Annotated in this window: 15 protein-coding genes; 12 read left to right on the forward strand and 3 right to left on the reverse strand. The window is 43.9% G+C overall.

Annotated features, from left to right (window positions below; genetic code table 11):
- The first annotated feature begins 251 nt into the window (after positions 1 to 251).
- The 5 genes from thyA to MH215_RS15985 all read left to right on the forward strand — a co-directional run bounded on the left by thyA (position 252) and on the right by MH215_RS15985 (position 6,937).
- Positions 252 to 1,046: a thymidylate synthase gene (gene thyA, locus MH215_RS15965; RefSeq protein ID WP_239291411.1), complete on the forward strand. Its 795-nt coding sequence runs from the start codon at positions 252 to 254 to the stop codon at positions 1,044 to 1,046.
- Positions 1,047 to 1,097: 51 nt separating this feature from the next.
- Positions 1,098 to 1,586, forward strand: coding sequence for a dihydrofolate reductase (locus MH215_RS15970; RefSeq protein WP_239291412.1), 489 nt, complete (start codon positions 1,098 to 1,100; stop codon positions 1,584 to 1,586).
- A 628-nt stretch (positions 1,587 to 2,214) separates the two neighbouring features.
- The gene (locus MH215_RS15975; RefSeq protein ID WP_239291413.1) at positions 2,215 to 3,702 is read left to right on the forward strand and encodes a glutamate synthase subunit beta; all 1,488 of its coding nucleotides are present in this window, start codon (positions 2,215 to 2,217) and stop codon (positions 3,700 to 3,702) included.
- Between the two features lie 274 nt (positions 3,703 to 3,976).
- Positions 3,977 to 4,468: a ferric iron uptake transcriptional regulator gene (gene fur, locus MH215_RS15980; protein ID WP_056690088.1), complete on the forward strand. Its 492-nt coding sequence runs from the start codon at positions 3,977 to 3,979 to the stop codon at positions 4,466 to 4,468.
- Positions 4,469 to 4,594: 126 nt separating this feature from the next.
- Positions 4,595 to 6,937, forward strand: a complete 2,343-nt coding sequence (locus tag MH215_RS15985) for a type IA DNA topoisomerase (protein WP_239291414.1) — start codon at positions 4,595 to 4,597, stop codon at positions 6,935 to 6,937.
- Between the two features lie 92 nt (positions 6,938 to 7,029).
- Here MH215_RS15985 and MH215_RS15990 read toward each other — a convergent pair whose 3' ends face one another.
- Both MH215_RS15990 and MH215_RS15995 read right to left on the reverse strand, forming a co-directional pair.
- Positions 7,030 to 7,788 (reverse strand): HAD family hydrolase, encoded by a 759-nt coding sequence (locus tag MH215_RS15990; RefSeq protein ID WP_239291415.1) that lies wholly within the window; start codon positions 7,786 to 7,788, stop codon positions 7,030 to 7,032.
- A 42-nt stretch (positions 7,789 to 7,830) separates the two neighbouring features.
- The gene (locus MH215_RS15995) at positions 7,831 to 8,751 is read right to left on the reverse strand and encodes an ArsR/SmtB family transcription factor (protein WP_145047156.1); all 921 of its coding nucleotides are present in this window, start codon (positions 8,749 to 8,751) and stop codon (positions 7,831 to 7,833) included.
- Between the two features lie 210 nt (positions 8,752 to 8,961).
- Between MH215_RS15995 and MH215_RS16000 the strand changes: the two genes are divergently transcribed.
- The 5 genes from MH215_RS16000 (at position 8,962) to MH215_RS16020 (ending at position 14,505) form a co-directional block, all read left to right on the forward strand.
- Positions 8,962 to 10,152 (forward strand): MFS transporter, encoded by a 1,191-nt coding sequence (locus MH215_RS16000; RefSeq protein WP_239291416.1) that lies wholly within the window; start codon positions 8,962 to 8,964, stop codon positions 10,150 to 10,152.
- Positions 10,153 to 10,236: 84 nt separating this feature from the next.
- On the forward strand, positions 10,237 to 10,962 hold the full coding sequence (locus MH215_RS16005; RefSeq protein ID WP_239291417.1) for a phosphonate ABC transporter ATP-binding protein: 726 nt from the start codon (positions 10,237 to 10,239) through the stop codon (positions 10,960 to 10,962).
- Positions 10,963 to 11,043: 81 nt separating this feature from the next.
- Complete coding sequence (locus tag MH215_RS16010) at positions 11,044 to 12,360, forward strand: hypothetical protein (protein ID WP_239291418.1); 1,317 nt, start codon at positions 11,044 to 11,046, stop codon at positions 12,358 to 12,360.
- On the forward strand, positions 12,353 to 13,051 hold the full coding sequence (locus MH215_RS16015) for a response regulator transcription factor (protein ID WP_056690105.1): 699 nt from the start codon (positions 12,353 to 12,355) through the stop codon (positions 13,049 to 13,051). The genes MH215_RS16010 and MH215_RS16015 overlap by 8 nt, the downstream gene beginning before the upstream one ends.
- Positions 13,048 to 14,505 (forward strand): sensor histidine kinase, encoded by a 1,458-nt coding sequence (locus tag MH215_RS16020; protein ID WP_239291419.1) that lies wholly within the window; start codon positions 13,048 to 13,050, stop codon positions 14,503 to 14,505. The genes MH215_RS16015 and MH215_RS16020 overlap by 4 nt, the downstream gene beginning before the upstream one ends.
- 46 nt (positions 14,506 to 14,551) lie before the next feature.
- Here MH215_RS16020 and MH215_RS16025 read toward each other — a convergent pair whose 3' ends face one another.
- Positions 14,552 to 15,778, reverse strand: a complete 1,227-nt coding sequence (locus MH215_RS16025) for a glucose-1-phosphate adenylyltransferase (RefSeq protein WP_275446189.1) — start codon at positions 15,776 to 15,778, stop codon at positions 14,552 to 14,554.
- Positions 15,779 to 15,973: 195 nt separating this feature from the next.
- On the opposite strand from MH215_RS16025, the gene glgB reads away from it, so the two are divergent.
- Positions 15,974 to 17,980, forward strand: coding sequence for a 1,4-alpha-glucan branching protein GlgB (gene glgB, locus MH215_RS16030; RefSeq protein WP_239291420.1), 2,007 nt, complete (start codon positions 15,974 to 15,976; stop codon positions 17,978 to 17,980).
- Entirely contained in the window at positions 17,977 to 19,413 is a 1,437-nt protein-coding gene (gene glgA / locus MH215_RS16035; protein ID WP_239291421.1) for a glycogen synthase GlgA, read from the forward strand. Before glgB ends, glgA begins: the two co-directional genes overlap by 4 nt.
- Positions 19,414 to 19,555 lie beyond the last annotated feature (142 nt).

Consider the following 19,555-nt stretch of genomic DNA (forward strand, 5'->3'; position numbering starts at 1 on the left):
TCCGTCATCATACGTAGATCAAAGAGGTGAGTAGTGCGTTAGCGCTACTCACCTTTTTTTGTGAGTTAAATGGCTTCTGTAGGGGAATATGATGCACTTAGTACTGTAAAACGTGGGCAAAATTGAATATGGCTCAACTCTTTTTCCAACGTGCACAGTGTGATAAACTGTTAAGATGGTCAGACATGATGTAATTCGAGTCAATCTGGAACTGAGTGGCAACATATAAAGAGATGTGAGGGGAAATCAACTTGAAAAACTATCTCGATTTATTACAAGATATATTGGACAATGGCGTACACAAAGGAGATCGCACCGGAACGGGAACACAATCCGTATTTGGCAGACAGCTTCGTTATGATCTTTCTGAAGGATTTCCTCTTGTAACAACAAAACGAATTCATCTTAAATCGGTGATCCATGAGCTTTTATGGTTCCTGAGTGGGGATACAAACATTGCTTACTTGAAAGAAAACGGCGTGAAAATCTGGGACGATTGGGCGGATGAGAATGGTGATCTCGGACCTGTGTATGGCTCACAGTGGCGTACGTGGGAAGCACCAAATGGAGAGAAGATCGACCAGATCGCGGCAGTGATTGATTCGATCAAAAACAACCCGGATTCTAGACGTCATCTTGTAAGTGCGTGGAATGTGGCCGAGATTAACCACATGAAGCTTCCGCCATGTCATTTCGCGTTTCAGTTTTATGTTGCAGAGGGTAAATTATCATGTATGCTTACAATGCGTTCAGTAGATACTTTCTTGGGTCTGCCGTTTAACATTGCCAGTTATGCGCTTCTAACACATATGATTGCGCAGCAATGTGACCTTGAGGTGGGTGAGTTCATCTGGTCAGGTGGAGATGTGCATATCTATTCAAACCATATAGAGCAGGTCAAAACTCAACTGACGCGCGAGCCTTTTGTATTACCTAAATTGGTGATTAAGCGCAAGCCGGAATCCATTTTTGACTATAAGTTTGAAGATTTCGAATTTGAGAACTATCAGCACCATCCAGGCATTAAAGCTCCAATTGCAGTATAAAATGCAGAAGCGGAATCGATATTGATTTTGGATTGAAGGAGTGTATAACCTTTGAGCATTGAACTTGTATGGGCAATGGGGGAGAATGGCGTGATTGGCTTAAATAATTCACTGCCATGGTATTTACCCAAGGATATGGCCTTTTTCAAACAACAAACCTTGAACAAAACCATTATTATGGGACGTAATACGTGGGAATCTTTTGGCGGCAAACCACTCCCTAAACGTCGTAATATCGTCATAACTAGAGACTTAGACTATACAGCAGAGCAAGCTGAAGTGGTTCACACCATCGAAGAGGGTCTAAGTGTAACGCAAGGGGAAGAGTTGTGTGTAATCGGTGGTTCACAGGTTTATCGTGAATTTTTACCGTTTGCCGACCGTCTTGTTGTAACTAAGATTCATGAACATTTTGAGGGAGATACGTTTTTCCCGGAAGTGGATTGGTCTGAATGGGAGCTAATTAAGCAAATTGAAGGCGAACAGGATGAGAAAAACGTCCACGCGTTTACCTTTGAGTTTTACGAACGTAAACAATAAGAATGAACATAGCTTCAATCGATTTATACGTTTTGAAGTAAATTTATAAAAAAATGTTGAGGCGCTGATTACGAAATATTCGTGAACAGCGTCTTTTTCAATTTTTTTAGAACATTTTAATCTGCAAAAAATGGTATATAACATTTATGTAACATAAAGCATGGGGAATTATGTATAATATACATATAGATCAGCTGTCATAAGACAAAAAGTGTGAAAGTTGTAGGCATTCAACGTTGTAAAGCCCTAAAATATGCGTAATATTCGGAAATCAGCATCATATAGGCACAAATCAGTTGATATTAATGGTAAATTATCTGACATTTATGTGACGTTCTGAACTGTGAAATGACCAACGCACGCCTGTTTTTATATTGAAATAACACATATTGCACCAAAATTAGGGGATTGACCATGAGTAGATTGTGACGATATGATGTATAAAATACAAATAATTATGCGGATAATCCATTTAATATTCAGATGTCGAAATGCTACTATAATTGAAATATCTTCGAGAAGATTTTGTGATACAATAGACAAAAAACTCAGATCATGAGTAATCCATTTCATATAGAATCGTGCAGATGAAGGGATTAAGACAAGAACGGATGGGGGAAAACGTAAGATGTCTACACCTACTGGATTTATGGAATACAAACGGCAATTGCCAGCGGATCGCGAGCCAGCGGAGCGGATTAAGGATTGGGAAGAGTTTCATAAACATATGGCCGAAGAAGAGCTCAGAACACAAGGTGCACGATGCATGGATTGTGGTACCCCGTATTGCCATACAGGTATAGATATGATTGGTGGCACATCAGGATGCCCCGTGCATAACCTGATTCCGGAATGGAACAACCTTGTCTACCGCGGATTGTGGAGAGAAGCACTAGAGCGTCTTCACAAAACGAATAACTTCCCTGAGTTTACAGGTCGTGTCTGTCCAGCTCCTTGTGAAGGATCTTGTACCGTTGGATTGATTGGTCAGCCTGTAACCATTAAAACGATAGAAGAAGCGATTATTGAAAAAGGTTTCGAAGAAGGATGGGTAATTCCTCAACCTCCAGAGAAACGCACGGGTAAACGTGTAGCTGTTGTTGGTTCGGGTCCAGCAGGACTTGCAACTGCGGCTCAATTGAACAAAGCAGGTCACACTGTAACAGTATATGAGCGTTCTGACCGTGTGGGTGGTTTGTTGATGTACGGTATTCCAACAATGAAATTGGACAAAAAAGTAGTTCAACGTCGTGTGGACTTGCTTGAAGCAGAAGGCGTTCAATTCATTACAAATACAGAGATCGGTAAAGATATTCCTGCACAGCAACTAGTGGACGATTATGATGCTGTTGTATTGTGTGGTGGCGCAACCAAACCTCGTGAATTCAACATTGAAGGTAGTGACCTGAAAGGCGTGCATTACGCTATGGACTTCCTCAATAGTAGCATTAAGAGCTATTTGGATTCTAACTTGGAAGATGGTAACTATATGTCTGCACAAGACAAAGATGTTATCGTTATTGGTGGCGGGGACACTGGCTCTGACTGTGTAGCTACATCGCTTCGTCATGGTTGTCGTACGATTACTCAGTTTGGTACTCACACCCAAGCACCTATGGAGCGTGACCGGATTAATAATCCTTGGCCACAGTTCCCTAATGTGTACACGTTAGATTACGCTCAAGAAGAAGCCAAAGCGTTGTTTGGTCAAGATCCGCGTGAATTCTCCATCATGACAACGAAATTTGTTGGTGATGAAGAAGGCAACTTGAAAGAGTTGCATACCGTTCAGATTGAGCGTATCGTGGATGAGACAGGTCGCAAAATCTATCAACCAATCCCTGGAACAGAGCGCGTTTTCCCTGCTCAAATGGCGATGATTGCAATCGGTTTTGATGGGCCAGAACAGACATTGGTAGAACAATTGGGACTTGCAACAGACCGTCGTACCAATGTTAAAGCCCGCTATGGTAAATACAACACGAACGTTGAAAAAGTATTTGCAGCAGGCGACATGCGTCGTGGACAAAGTCTTGTTGTATGGGCAATCAATGAAGGTCGCGAAGCGGCTCGTGAAGTTGATAAATATTTGATGGGAGCTACGGTTCTCGTATAACTCATAATCGTTATTGCAACCCTCGCCATGATGGCGGGGGTTTTTATCTGTTCTTTATTTGTTTTGGGAATATAGAACAAGTTAGATCAATTACTTAGTCATTACGTAGTTAAGACGGCGTCGTTTGCGTTTTTTTAGTGTAAGTGTGAGGTAGAGCATTGCTTTTTATTCCCTAAAGATTTATTATTATATTATAATAATTATAAATAAGAGATTTTTAAAATATGAAATTCAATGATGTGAACACATATAATATTCGGAGGTGCAACCAACTATGGCAACGAATCGGGACAAATGCATTTCAGACCAGATTTATGATATTAAGAAGCAATTGGTTGAGAAAGGATACAAGTTGACTCAACAACGTGAAGTGACCGTGCGTGTGTTACTTGAGCATGAAAAGGATCATTTTAGCGCCGAAGAAGTCTTCTTGCTTGTGAAAGAACAATTCCCTGAGATTGGCCTTGCCACGGTATATCGTACACTTGAATTGTTAAGTGATCTGCAAGTGGTAGAGAAAATTAATTTTGGAGATGGAGCTGCACGGTTTGATCTACGTAGTACGGACGGGTCTCATCATCATCACCATCTCATTTGTACAGACTGCGGAAGTGTAGAGGAGATTATGGAGGATGGTCTGCTACGTTTAGAACAGCAAATTGAGCGGCAATATGGATTTGCCGTTACGGATCATCGACTTGATTTTCAAGGCGTATGCAAGGAATGTAGACAAAAACGAGCTTTAAATGAGCCGGCTGCTGGGTAATTCCCCCGTGGAGGGATGCTCCCGGACTCAAAATCTGATATAATATGTTTCAGAAGCAAGGGGCTTCCGTGGGCGGAAGGCCCCTTTTTGCCGTCATGCGGACGGTGAAGGAGGAGAGATGGACGGATGAAGACACTGGTTATAGCGGAGAAGCCTGATATGGGTCGAACCATTGCCGCCGTCATAGAACCAAAAGCCAAGAACAATCGCAGTTACCTCGAAGGAGAGCATTACATCATCACTTGGGCGATTGGTCATTTGCTAGGACTGGCTGAACCAGATGCATATGATACGAAGTACAAGCGTTGGAACATCGCTGACTTACCCATCATTCCGGATCAGTTCAAAATCGTACCTAACCCCAAAACGAAGGATCAATTGAAAATTATCGGAGAACTTTCCAAACGCGCTTCTGCTATTATCAATGCATGTGACGCAGGGCGTGAGGGTCAGTATATCTTCGCGCTGATCCAGCAGCAGTTGAAGCTTCGTCAGCCGGTTAAACGATTATGGATATCGGATCTGACTGCCGCTAGTATCCAAAAAGGATTTGATGGGCTGAAGGATGCATCGGAGTTTGAAAATCTCACACATGCTGCTCGTGCACGAAGCGAGGCGGATTGGCTGATCGGAATGAACGCTTCACGCGCTTTCACGACACGGCACAATGCGCTGTTGTCTGTTGGACGTGTTCAGACACCGGTACTCGCATTGATCTATGATCGGGAGATTGAGATTGAAGCTTTTCAGTCGCAGACCTTTTATGAAGTGGCGGCGTGGTTTCGTCAGGAAGGTGTTGAATATCGTGGCTTGCGTCAAGGTGACAAACTCACTGATCCAGAGGCAGCGGAGGCAATTGCAGCCAGTGTGAAGGGCAAGACAGGGCGTATCACCAAATATGAAGCAAAACAAACGAAGGAATATCCCTACCGGTTGTACGATCTTACACTTTTGCAGCGTGAGGCGAATGCGAAATTTGGTTATGGTGCGAAGAAAACGTTGGACATTGCCCAAGCCTTATATGAAAAACATAAGGTAATCTCGTATCCACGTACGAACTCCAACTATGTGACGGAACAGAATATTGAAGGCATGCACAAAACGCTGAATTTATTAAAAAATGGAACGTACAGTGAGCTAGCTCAAGGAGCTAAGCCAGAACTGGTACACAAAAATAATAAAGGGGTCTGTAACCCATCACGGGTTGAAGATCACCATGCGATTTTGCCAACGTTGAAGCGACCGGGTACATTATCTAAGGACGAACAGAACATCTATGATCTGATTGTTAGACGTTTTTTGTCTCATTTCTACCCACCAGCCGAGTATAAACAGCACACCGTACTAACAGAGGTTGAACAGCATCAGTTCAAAACATCTGTGAAGGAGTTATTATCATTAGGCTGGAAAGTGGTACTCTCTTCATCAGATCAGGAACAGGGTGGCTCTGGGAAGAAGAAAACCAAAAAGAATGGTAATGAAGAAGAGGAAGCGGAGGAGTGGACGGACAAGTCCTTCTCCGTTCAGCCTGAATTACCTGTTCAATGCACGAAGAGTGAATTCAAGGAGAAAGCTACCCAGCCTCCAAAAAGTTATACCGAAGGTACGTTGCTCAAGGCGATGGAGAGTGCCGGGAAGCAGATCGAGAACGAAGAGCTTCGTGATGCCATGAAAGACAGTGGATTAGGAACACCGGCAACGCGGGCTGCTACGATCGAGCGTCTCAAAAATGTTGGTTATATTACTATGCAGGGCAAAAAGATGCAACTTACGCTCAAAGGGCGAACGGCCATCGAATTAATTCGACGAGCAGGTGTAGATCTCTTAACATCTCCAGAAATGACAGGTCAATGGGAACGGAGATTGTACCAAATCTCCAAAGGAGAAGCGGAACAGGACAAGTTTATGGAGAACGTGAAGAAGTTTACCATGTCGATTATTGATAAGGTTAAGGTGCAAGCTCCTGCGCCAGCAGATGCATTTGGTGAAGATGCTCGTGGCAGTCGAGGTAAAGGCAAGGGCGCTAGTAGCAAAGGGAACAGTGCTAGAACTTCAACCAGAGCAGCGGCTAGTTCTTCTGCATCAACGTCACGTTCATCTTCAGGAGCTTCTGGCAACGCCCGTGGCGCCACTGGTACAGCGGCTAAAACTAAGACGACTGTTGCTGTTTCTAATCAGTCTGGTGCTCGTGAGCTGTTGGCTCCGTGCCCTGCACCAGGTTGTACGGGTCAGATCATTGAAGGTAAAAAAGGTTATGGATGCACACGATTCAAAGAAGGCTGTGGCTTTGTCATCTGGAAAGAGTACATCGGCAAAAAAATAACGAGTACGATGCTGAAATCGTTGATCGACAAAGGAAGCACGCAAGTGCTGGCCTTCAAACGAAAAGACGGCAGTACCGTTAAAGCTCGTATTGTGTTGCAGGACATGCTTACCGGTAAACTGACAGCCGAGAAGATAGAGACGTAAAAGCTCTGCATTTGGACTCTCTGGTATTGATAAATGAAACATAGGCAGAGAGTGTATTGTAATAAATACAGCACGAAAAAGGCCCTGTAAGATTACAGGGTCTTTTTGGATTGTTGCTCGATATTCTCTTGTATAACTTTGGGTACCTCTTCAAGTGCCGTAATCGTATATAAAGCGCGTTCGGGATTAGGTTTAAGCTCCACGATATTGTATTGCCATTCATTAGGCTGCTTAATATATATACTGTGAATTCCAGCTGTTACAGCAGGCATAATGTCTGTTCGTAAGGAGTTGCCTATCATCCACGTAGCTGTACGGTCAAACGTACCTGAAGATAGAATGCCTTCCAGAGCTTCAACGTTTTTGTGTTGCCGTATATAGATGCGATCATCGAAATATGCAGATAGCTTCATCTGATCAATCTTACGTTGTTGAATGACAGTCTCCCCACCAGTGTAGAGGTAGAGGGCATGTCCAGCAGACTGTAAGTTCTCCAACGTTTCGACCATATGAGGATAAGGTTCTACCTCTTGATCGTACACACTCATTCCAAGTTTGCTTAAGTAGTTCTCCTCTTTGGGGGAGGTAGATCGTGCGAACTTTTGCGAGAAGTAACGATACGTATCAATCAGAGATTGAGGGAAGTGGTGACTTGCGAACCCCACTTTGTTAACTCCAGTGACGTCAATCTCTAGTTGCTTCTCACGAATCTGCTGAATGGTTAGATCATCACCGTCAAACCACTCCTGCATGTTTTCGAAGAATTCACCCAGAATGAGGTTGAAGTATTTGTTACAGTACACAAGCGTATCATCTAGGTCGAACAAAATGTGTTGTTTCGTGTTGCTCATATCAAAATCACTCCTTGCAGCCGTCAACCTCAGTTTAGTGCATTATATGCGAATGTAGGATTCCAGGAACATGTTCAATTCAGACACGCCGTCCGGCCGAATACTATATTTCTCTTTACGGTTGCTTCCAAGAAGATGAGTTCTCAGCAAGCCCGCGATGCGTAGTGCCATTACCTGGTCCTTGACCATGTCTTCATCCTTATCGAGTTCCTCACACATTTCAGCTAGCGATTTCGGCTCACCCGAAACGTAACGTAACAAGCGAAGTCTCTCGGGATCAGCCAGAGCATGAGTGAATCGGAGCAAGCAGGTTGGCGGTTGATCCTCATCTTCCTCAGGTGCATCAATCGGATATTGCATGATCATCATGCCTTCATAGAAGCAGTACATATTAATAGGCCGATTATGGATGGTTGGAAAAAGAATCACTTCGTTCAGTCCAGGCATCGGTTCAACAATGACACCTGCTGTCGCGTATTCAATTAACAGTTCTGGTCCCATTTTGTCTAACAGAATCTGTTTTTCCTCCGCATCCTCTTCGAGCCAGGTACGATAATCTTCGCTGATATTCTGGCAGTAATGTTCGTCCCACAAGCGCAAAAGCGGAACATAACTGTCCCGTATCCGTGTGGACTCTTCCATTGTAATGGAAGGCAGTAAAGGTGAGATCTGTGCAAATAATTGTTCTGCCGACATATCCGAAAGCATGTTCAGGAAATCCTGATTCTCTGAATCACAGTTTCGGTATGCAGCCCATGCAAACAATACGTCAAAATCATCAAAAGGCCACGTAGCGGCTGGAGCCAGCGCAGCTCTCACGTTGGAGCTTAGTTTGCCTTCGACCTCAAGGATCCATTCTGGACCAACGTCCAAATGCTGGATCCACTTCTTGGTGACATAAACCAAAAAACTATTGAGCATCTCATATATCGGTGAAACATCAATTTTAACTTGATAAGGCATATGATGTAGAATCCTCCCGTCACATCTAATATACACAGCGACTTATGTACTATTATGGCTTGTTTTGCACGGCGTTGTCCACTATAATGTTCAAGTCCCGGCCAAATGTCCTGGGATATCTGTGCTTGAGCAAAAGAATATGAAGATCATACGAAAAGTCGTCAGCGATGGCGATTTTTCTTTGTATGCTTGCAGGAGGGAAATCATTTCGTGTCATCTATTCATACTGCTAAACCGTCACATTCCATATCCAACTACCTGATTTTGATAACGGTTATTGTTGTGGCAGGGATTAGCCAGGGGCTTTTATTACCTGTATTGTCCATCTTTTTGGAACAAAAGGGTGTATCCCCAGGTCTCAATGGACTTAATGCTGCCGCATTGTATGTTGGATCATTTGCTATGACCTTAGTGGCAGAGCGTTTATTAGGAGCATTTGGTTTCAAAAAATTAATCATTGGCGGGCTCATCTTTGTTATGATTCCCTTAATCTTATTTCCTTATTTTCCGGATATCAAAATATGGTTTATTCTACGCCTCATCGTTGGCGTTGGAGATAGTGCTCTGCACTATGCCGCCCAGCTCTGGGTTCTTCTTGTGACGGCTCCAGAGAAAAGAGGGCGCTACATATCCCTATACGGGATGTCCTATGGACTAGGATTCAGTATTGGTCCGCTTGGCATCAAGCTGCTGGGATTCGGTCAAGCGGTTCCATTCTGGGTACTTTTCATCTGTATGGGAGCTGTGCTCGTGCTTGTATTAATGAAGCTTCCGAATTCTAGACCTGAGAAGGTAGAACAGGGGCAAATGCCGGAACGTCGATTCCGTCGCAGCTTGACCTGGGCATGGTATGCGCTAATACCAGCACTTTTGTACGGTTATATGGAAGCTGGAATGAACAGTAACTTCCCCGTGTACGGTCTCCGCATTGGCATGGATGAGAGTCAGATCTCTTCGTTGCTTCCATTTGTCGGAATAGGTGGACTGTTCCTGCAGTTCCCACTTGGGATGTTAAGTGATCGATTGGGTAGAAAAAAGGTGCTCATGTCAGCTGGGATTGCAGGAGGGATTACGTTTATGCTCATTCCGGCAGCCGGAACTCATTTCTGGTGGATGTTGGTGTTACTAACGATTGCAGGAGGGCTCGTGGGGTCGTTTTTCTCTCTAGGACTAGCTTATGCAGCAGATATATTGCCAAAAGTGCTTCTGCCAGCGGCTAATGTTGTAGCATCCTTTTATTTCACCATCGGTAGCATTATTGGGCCTAACCTCGGCGGTCAGGTTATTAACTGGTTCTCACCAGGAAGCATGTTTATATGGATGGGTTGCTTGTATCTTCTGTTTGGAGTTGCAGGTGTGTTCTTTAGACGTAAACCTGAGCTTCAATCTGTGGTAGAATAGAAGCTGGTGTTCGCATGGAAATTGATGTCCGTTTCCGAGTACACTATGGAGTAGGGAAAACCTTGGACAAGGGGAGACATCGCGATGATCAGAGTTGAGAATTTAAGTAAATCCGTAGGAGCGGACAGAATTCCGGTTTTGCGGGATATTCGATTTGATATGCAACAAGGAGAAATGATCGCTGTTGTAGGTTCAAGTGGCAGTGGTAAGAGCATGCTGCTTAAATGCCTGGCGATGATGGAGAAATGGGATAGCGGTCGCTTAACCGTAGACGGAGCCGAAATATTAAAAGAAGGCATGGCTGGTAAACGGAGAATAAAGCGTGAATGGGCATACTTAGAACAAAATCCTGAATTATTTCCAAGAAGATCAGCGCTCAAAAATGTGTTGATTGGTCGTTCAGGTCAGACACCTGTATGGAGAATGGTCACGGGTATGGTTCGATCGGATGACTATATGGGGGCTATGGATTATTTGGAGAGTCTAGGCCTTCTCGATAAAGCGCATCAGCTCGCTGAAAAGCTTAGTGGTGGAGAGAAGCAACGTGTAGCTATTGCCAGAGCGCTGGCTCATGGTGCTAAGGTGATTTTGGCCGATGAACCGGTTATTGGACTGGATCCACATACAGCTGATGCTGTTCTGGAAACGTTGCGTAAATTATGTGAAGAGGAACGGGCAACCATCATTTCGGTATTGCCAATTGAACTTGCGGAGAAGCACGCGACGCGGATATGGGGACTAGCAGAGGGCAAGATTGCTTTTGATATACGTGGACGGCGGCTGACGCAGCAAGAGAAGAATATGATTTAATACATGTTTACTGTTCGAAAAGAATGATATTACCTTACTGAACTTGAACAACCTCTTAAACTATTGAAAAGAGTGATGAACTTGCTTAACTCACGTTGGGGACGCTTGATAGCAGGTGGAGCGATTGCGATGTTGCTGGGCTCTGTTTTGAGCGGATGTACGGTAATCAGTGACCCCAAGATTTTGATGCGTAAACCGATGATGTCAACAGATAAAGAAAAACTGTACAACGTCGTGCAGCTCGAGCAGCCTCCCGAAAGTGAACTCATTCGTCCGAAAGATCTGAGCAATACCAGCATGATCCGTGTGGAAGATCTTAATGGAGATGGGACAAGGGAAGCCATTGCTTTTTATGAGACACCGAATGAGAATGTTCGGATTCACGGATTACTGCTGGAGGAACAAGGCGGCGCATGGGTCAAAAAATTAACGTTTGATGTTCCAGGTAGTGAGCTGCAGTCCTTCAAGCTGTTGGATATTACGAATGATGGCAATCCCGATATTATATTGGGCGTAAGCTTGCAGGATCAAAAAGCCTTAACAGCATACTCCTATAAAAATGGTGCGCTCGAACAGGTATTAGGCGGCGTACCCTACAATCAATTTATTATTGATGATGCACAAGGCAATCCACTCGATCTGAATGGTGACGGGAAAAGTGATTTTACGATTGTTTCCCTGAATAGCAGTGGATTCGCAACGATTGCATTGTACCAATATGATGAGGGTAGCTTCAAGGAAGTTGATCGGATGCAGACAGACTATACGGTAAAAGAGATTTACAATGCACTTGGAGGCCAGATTGCCAAGGATCAGCCGGGAATTGTTCTGGATGCTGAGCTGGATGATAAGAGTTCATTCTCTCAGCTTATCTATGTGAAGGATAACAAACTGGTAAATGCGTTCAAATCTCCGGATCAAACGTATAGAGATGACAAAATTTTAAGCGGTGATTTCAACAATGATGGTATTATTGAATTTGGGCTTAAAGAAACCCCAAAAGGTTGGGAGCATTACGTTTTTGATTCGCGTATGTGGTTCTATACCTTTTATCAGTGGGATGGCAAGGACGGCAAGGAGTTTGTTTCATTCCAATATCGGGATGACGCCGACTTATTCCATTTAAATCTCAAGTCTGAGTGGTACGGTAAAATTACCATTGATACCCGATCAGAAAAAGAAAAATACATTCGCTTCAAAATGATCGATACCGATGAAACGGTAGCTGAAATCAAGTACTTTACACTGTCCCAGTGGGAACAGGAAAAAGGGAAACGGTGGAAAGAGATTACACGAACGAACGATCGAGTTATTGCTTCGCGTGTAGCCCAACCGAATACTGATGGATTACTAGATAACATGTCGCAACTGAACAGAAAGGACGAGCTAAATGAGTAAAGTACTTATTTTGGAAGATGAAGAATCCATCCGCAGTTTTATCGTCATTAATCTGAAAAGAAATGGATTTGAGGTGCTTGAAGCAGGAGATGGTCATGAAGCACTGCGAATCTTGCAGTCCGTGCCGGATATTGACTTAGCGCTTTTGGATGTCATGGTACCGGGCATTGACGGATTCGAAGTCTGTCGACGCATTCGTGAGACCAATGAACGCTTAGGTATTATTTTCTTAACAGCTAAAGTACAGGAACAGGATAAAGTATATGCATTATCGGTCGGAGCAGATGACCATGTGAGCAAGCCTTTCAGTCCAACCGAGCTGATTGCTCGTATTCAGTCCTTACTGCGTCGTGTCAATGTGCACCGGGAGACAGCGGCTAAGGTTACTTTCCAATCTGGCCCGTTCTCGCTTGACCTAATTTCGAAGCAATTCAAGAAACAAAATGAACTAATTGAGCTAACACCTACAGAATTTTCATTGATTCAATTTTTCTTAGAGAAGGAAAATACACCGCTCAGTCGAGATTTGCTGCTGGATCATGTCTGGGGCAAAGAGTACATGGGTGACCCCAAAATTGTGGATGTAAATATACGTCGCTTACGCCAAAAAATTGAGAACAACCCTTCCGAACCTGAATACCTGCAAACTGTATGGGGACACGGGTACAAATGGAAGGGCAGGGAGCAATGATAAAAAAGGGTATTACGCGGCAGATTGTATTACACTACTTTTTCGTAGTTTTTCTAGCACTGCTGCTGGTGGAATTTGTATTTATGCTGGCGGTGCAGCGATATTACTACGAGAGCATCTATAACACCATAAGTACTCATATTTCGAATTCCAAGGATTTCTTTGAGCCAATCTCGCGGGCGAATAATGCTGAAGATGGTAACAATCTGTCTAGATTACTTGAAAATCTGAAATTATCCAATACAGAATTGCAGATTCTTGATCTGAATGGACGTGTATTGGCAAGCTCAACCGCTTTTGAATCCGATCGTGCTTTGCTTCAAACGAGTGATATTTCTCAGGCGCTTAATGGTGCGATGGGACGATGGGTAGGCAGGGAACCTTCGACAGGTGAACAGATTATGGCGGTTTCGCACAAATTCGATCTTGGTGGAGATCATACGTATGTCATCCGATATATGACAGCACTCACCATGGTCAACTCGAAATTGCTGGTTATGGGTTTGCTGGCTAGTGCAGTAGGTGTAGCTGTGCTTGCTATCGTATTAATTATTAGTATAGGTATGGCGAATTCCATTGTTCGTCCAATTAATAATATCACTGCTGTATCTGCTCAGATGGCACGTGGGCGACTGGATGTTAGGGTTAAAGGCAATTACAAGCATGAACTAGGTGAGTTAGCCTCAACATTGAATTTCATGGCACACGAGATCGTACGAAGTAATCAGATTAAGGACGACTTCATATCATCTATCTCGCATGAGTTGCGTACCCCTCTGACAAGTATCAAGGGCTGGAGTGAGACATTGGACTCCGGAGGCTATGATCCAGAGGAGACACGAATCGGGATGAGCATCATTTCCAGAGAAACGGAGCGTCTAATTGGGCTTGTTGAAGAGATGCTCGACTTCTCCAAATTGCAACAGAATCAGATGAAGCTGGTGAAGGGAACAGTCAGCATTCGTGAAATTGTGCAAGAAACGATGCTGAATGTCTGGGCCAAAGCGGAACAAAAGCAAATTCATCTAAAGCTGGATGCCGATGAGACGTATCCGTATAACGTATTTGGTGATGGAAACCGACTGAAGCAAGTATTCCTTAACATTGTAGATAATGCGATTAAATTCTCACATGAGAACTCTTGGATCTACTTGTCCGTAAAAGAAGAGAATGGTCAGATTATTGCCGCCATTCAAGATACGGGGATCGGGATTAGTGAGGAGCACCTAATCAAAGTACGGGACCGTTTCTTCCAGGTGAATCATCAGAACGGGGGAACAGGGCTCGGACTAGCCATCACACAGGAGCTCGTGGAACTGCATGAAGGCACGATTACAATGCAAAGTGAACTGGGATCAGGTACAACCGTTACGATTACGTTACCAGCTCTCATGGAAGATACGAATGATGATGAAACAGAGACCCAATCGAGTGATGGATCAATTCCAAATTGATAACACAAAAAAGGTGGATTCCTTAGGAATCCACCTTTTTTCTATATTATGAGGAGAGCTCTCCCGCACGTAAACGGCCTGTTTTTTCGTATACTTCTTTGAATATACGTGTAGGTTGAGTACGTACAGCCGGTTTAGCAGCTACAACTTCGTTAGGGCCAACAACCATAATTTCGTCAGCAGTACCTTTAACGATCGCGCCGTCTTTAATAATGGCACCTTCCCCGATAATTGCACGCTCGATGTGAACGCCACGACCGATGCGAGCATTCGGCATTACCACGCTGTCAAGAACTTCAGATCCTTTGCCAACCTCAGCTCCGCAGAAAATGACGGAACGATCTGCATGACCTTCAATGGCGCAAGAATCATGAATTAAGGAGGAGAGATGCTCGATCCGGCTATTGCGAGCTTTGTACACACTTGGTTTTGTTCTCCATTCACGTGTGAACATTGGCCAGTGATCTTTTTGCAAGCTCCAGTTCTCTTCGTTATGAAGCAGATCCATGTGAGCATCCCACAGGCTTTTCACAGTGCCAACATCTTTCCAATACCCATCGAAGTTATAAACGTATAGGGGATTGTTCTCATTCAACATCTGTGGAATGACGTCTTTACCAAAATCATGGCTTGATTCTTCGTTAGCAGCGTCAATCAGCAAATGATGTTTCAGATAATCCCACTTAAACATGTAGATACCCATAGAAGCTAGGTTACTTTTTGGTTCAGCAGGCTTTTCAGCAAATTCGGTAACACGTAAATTCGCATCGGCAGCCATAATGCCAAATCGATGTGCTTCCTCCCATGGGACTTCCATTACGGAAATAGTTGCCGCTGCACCATTCGCGATGTGAGCATCCAACATTTCGCGATAATTCATATGATAAATATGGTCACCCGACAAAATCAGCACATTTTCGGGGTTTTGTTTGTCAATATAGTCAATATTTTTATAAATGGCATCCGCCGTTCCCAAGTATTCGTCATTTCCTGTATGATAAGATGGAAGCAGGGAGATTCCTGCATCAACCGTATTACCAATTCCCCAAGGTTCTCCTTCACCAATGTGATCGTGCAAAGAGTCAGCTTGGTACTGCGTAAGCACACCTACAGTGTCGATGCCTGAATTAACGCAGTTGCTGAGAGGAAAATCGATGATACGGTAGTGCCCGCCAAACGGTACAGCGGGTTTTGCGATACTTGAAGTTAAGGGGGCTAATCTTTTACCCTCTCCTCCCGCCAACAGCATAGCGATGCAATCTTTATTAAACATGATCGTTTCCCTCCCAAGATATTTTTCTAGTGTAGTAGATACATAAACGCAACGTGGAGCCATTGAAACGATATATACTGTAAAAATTCTGAAAATATACAACATTTTTTTAAACGCGTCATTTTTCTTTTCAACTTGGCTAGAATGGGGTAATGGTTGCTGTTATGACTATTTTCTTAGGAAGAAGGTGATCTCTTGGCTATTCAACCACTGACAAGTCCGGTTATTTCACCGGAGGATATTTATTTGTTTCATGAAGGAAACCTTCATCACAGTTATCGTATTTTAGGCGCACAGCCTGCGACCGTGGATCGCCGTCAGGGGTACCAATTTACCGTATGGGCTCCGAATGCCAAAGAAGTAGGGCTGGCTCTAGATCGTAATGGATGGAACGGTCAACAGGATCCTCTTTATAAGATACCCGATTCTGGATTTTGGACTCGTTTTTTTCCTGAAATCCATGAAGGAACTTTATACAAATTTCGTATATTAACGGAAGATGGGACGGAATTGCTCAAAGCAGATCCATACGCCTTTGAAGCTGAGGTCAGACCACAGACCGCTTCAGTAACAAGTTCCATTCAAGGTTATAAGTGGAATGATGGGGCGTGGAGACGCAAGCAAAGAGGCGTCTACAATAAGCCTTTACATATTTATGAGATGCACATTGGAACTTGGAAGCGCAAAGACGATGGCACGCTGTATACCTATCGGGAAATGGCTGATCTTCTAGTTCCATACTTATTAGAAATGAACTATACCCATGTGGAAATGATGCCCTTAAGCGAGCATCCGTATGACCTTTCCTGGGGATACCAAAATACGGGTTTCTACGCCCCGACTAGTCGTTATGGACATCCAAAGGATCTGATGTATCTCGTAGATACGTTACATCAGGCAGGAATCGGTGTACTGCTTGATTGGGTTCCGGCTCATTTTGCCAAAGACGCACATGGTTTGCGATTGTTCGATGGAACACCTCTATATGAGTATGCAGATCCGTTGTTAGCGGAGAAACCTGGCTGGGGAACACTCAGTTTTGACTACTCCAAACCTGAAGTTTGTTCGTTCTTGATCTCCAATGCTTTGTATTGGATGGAGATGTATCATTTTGATGGACTACGCGTAGATGCAGTGACGAGCATGCTGAAACTTGATTTTGAAAAAGGGCCAGGTCAATTCCGCCCTAATGTAGATGGTGGATTGGAGAACCAAGAAGCTGTAGCGTTCCTCCAGCAATTGAATCAAACGGTATTCCAATACTACCCTTATGCACTGATGATGGCTGAAGAATCAAGTGCATGGCCACTCGTGACCTCTCCGGTCGACGTGGGAGGGTTAGGCTTTAACTACAAATGGAACATGGGTTGGATGAATGATACGCTGGATTATATCGAGTCTGATTTCCATGAGCGTCCATCCAAACATCATTTGCTCACATTTCCTGTCGTCTACTCCTTCTCTGAAAATTATGTGCTTCCTCTCTCCCATGATGAGGTCGTGCATGGCAAAAAGTCATTGCTGGACAAAATGCCAGGAACGTACGAGCAAAAGTTTGACGGGATGCGTGCTTTCTTAGGATACTTCATGACGTTCCCTGGTAAAAAACTATTGTTCATGGGAGGAGAGTTTGGCCAGTTCATCGAATGGAAAGATGAGGATCAACTGGACTGGTTCTTACTAGACTATGACAGTCACCGCAAGCTTCATCAATTTGAACGGGATCTGTCTGCGCTTTACTGCAACGAGAAAGCGTTGTGGGAGCTTGATCATTCCTTAGACGGTTATGAATGGATTGCTCCGGATGATCATGCACAGAGCGTCATTTCATATGTTCGCAAAGGAAAAAAACCTGCGGATACACTCCTTGTGCTCATTAACTTTCAACCAGTCAAGCGGGAGCGTTACCGGATTGGCGTCATGCGTCCCGGTATGTATACCGAAGTTCTGAACAGCGATCATTCCGATTACGGAGGATCAGGTATACTAAATGATATGCAGTTGCCTACAGAAAAGATTCCTTTTCACGGGCATCCATATAGTCTGGAAATTGTTTTACCTCCACTGAGTGTGGTTATTCTAAAAAAGACAACACGCCGGAAAACGGATGAGACATCGAACCAAGTCACTTCTGTCAGACAAAAAACGATTGAAACTATAGCAAGCACCCCGGTCAAACCGAGAAGGAGGAAAAAGGCGTGAACATTCTATTTGCTGCCGCAGAGGCACATCCATTTATCAAAACAGGAGGACTTGCTGATGTGATTGGAGCTTTGCCTCAAGCCTTGCAAAAGGCTGGGGCAGATGTTCGGGTCATTTTACCCAAATATAAAGGTATACCTGATGAATACAAAGAGGCCATGCAACCTGTTATTGTGACGGATGTGCCACTCGGCTGGCGCCGACAATATTGTGGGATCGAAATGATGGAATATGAAGGTATCCCGGTGTACTTTGTAGATAACGAGTATTATTTTGGACGGGATGGCGTGTATGGTTATATGGATGATGGGGAACGGTTTGCGTTCTTCAACCGAGCTGTGCTTGAAGTATTGCCACTTCTGGAATTTAAGCCTGATGTGCTGCATACTCATGATTGGCATGCAGGTATGATTCCTCTGTTGCTGCAGGCACATTATGCCCATGATGCGTTTTATAGTGAGATACGAACGGTCTTTACGATACATAATTTGCTGTATCAAGGCGTATTCCCACATTCGTTGTTCAGTGACTTGCTTGAACTCGATGATCGGTACTTCACCATGGATGGTGTGGAATATTACGGTAATGTGAATTTTCTGAAAGCAGGTATTGTCTATGCGGATCATGTTACTACCGTGAGCCCAACTTATGCTCAGGAAGTACAGACTTCCTATTATGGTTATGGGCTAGATGGACTGCTTAGTTCTCTAGGGAATCGCTTCAGCGGAATCGTAAATGGAATTGATACCAACAGTTATAATCCGGCAACCGACAACAAAATCGCAGTGAAATATCGAACAAGTCTATCCAAGAAAATTGAGAACAAAGTAGAATTACAAAAGGAGCTTGGTCTGCCTGTTCGTCCAGACGTTCCTCTGATGGTTATGGTAACCCGTCTTGTCGATTCAAAAGGGCTAGATCTCGTCTGCCGTGTACTTGATGAACTGCTGTATTACGATGATATTCAATTTGCAGTGCTTGGCACAGGGGAGTCCGATTATGAGCATTGGTTCCGTGAGGCAGCCAATCGCTTCCCGCTCAAGATGTCTGCTCAAATTACGTTTAATGATGGATTGTCCAGGCGCTTCTATGCAGGAAGTGATCTCTTCTTAATGCCTTCACGATTCGAGCCATGTGGCATCAGTCAGCTGCTAGCTCTTCGATATGGCAGCATCCCTCTCGTGCGCGAAACGGGCGGATTGAATGATACGGTGCAGTCTTATAATGAATTTACTGGTGAAGGGAACGGATTCTCGTTCACAAACTTTAACGCCCATGACATGATGAATACGATTCGGCGTGCTCAGGAGTACTACAGAGAGAAGCAGCATTGGAAGACGATTGTGAAAAATGCGATGAGCGGGGACTATAGCTGGGATGTCTCTGCCGAAGAATACATGGATATCTATCGGGATATTACAACGGATAAGTAATATTCAACTTGATCCATTTCGTAAGACGACAAAAAAATGCTCTAACTTGCGTAGCTAGATCTACGCAAGTTGGAGCATTTCGGCTTTTACAGCTACAAACCACAGACTATCTTGTGCAAACCAACTTAAATCGGATAGAGGA

The sequence above is a fragment of the Paenibacillus sp. ACRSA genome, assembly GCF_022346845.1.
Classification (GTDB): Bacteria; Bacillota; Bacilli; order Paenibacillales; family Paenibacillaceae; genus Paenibacillus.

What these genes read in the sequence shown, in the direction of transcription:
- MH215_RS16005 (WP_239291417.1), top strand. Translation starts at nt 10,237, where the DNA reads ATGATCAGAGTTGAGAATTTAAGTAAATCCGTAGGAGCGGACAGAATT.
- fur (WP_056690088.1), top strand. Translation starts at nt 3,977, where the DNA reads ATGGCAACGAATCGGGACAAATGCATTTCAGACCAGATTTATGATATT.
- MH215_RS15990 (WP_239291415.1), bottom strand. Translation starts at nt 7,788, where the DNA reads ATGAGCAACACGAAACAACACATTTTGTTCGACCTAGATGATACGCTT.
- MH215_RS16025 (WP_275446189.1), bottom strand. Translation starts at nt 15,778, where the DNA reads ATGTTTAATAAAGATTGCATCGCTATGCTGTTGGCGGGAGGAGAGGGT.
- MH215_RS15995 (WP_145047156.1), bottom strand. Translation starts at nt 8,751, where the DNA reads ATGCCTTATCAAGTTAAAATTGATGTTTCACCGATATATGAGATGCTC.
- MH215_RS15985 (WP_239291414.1), top strand. Translation starts at nt 4,595, where the DNA reads ATGAAGACACTGGTTATAGCGGAGAAGCCTGATATGGGTCGAACCATT.
- MH215_RS16015 (WP_056690105.1), top strand. Translation starts at nt 12,353, where the DNA reads ATGAGTAAAGTACTTATTTTGGAAGATGAAGAATCCATCCGCAGTTTT.
- MH215_RS15975 (WP_239291413.1), top strand. Translation starts at nt 2,215, where the DNA reads ATGTCTACACCTACTGGATTTATGGAATACAAACGGCAATTGCCAGCG.
- MH215_RS16020 (WP_239291419.1), top strand. Translation starts at nt 13,048, where the DNA reads ATGATAAAAAAGGGTATTACGCGGCAGATTGTATTACACTACTTTTTC.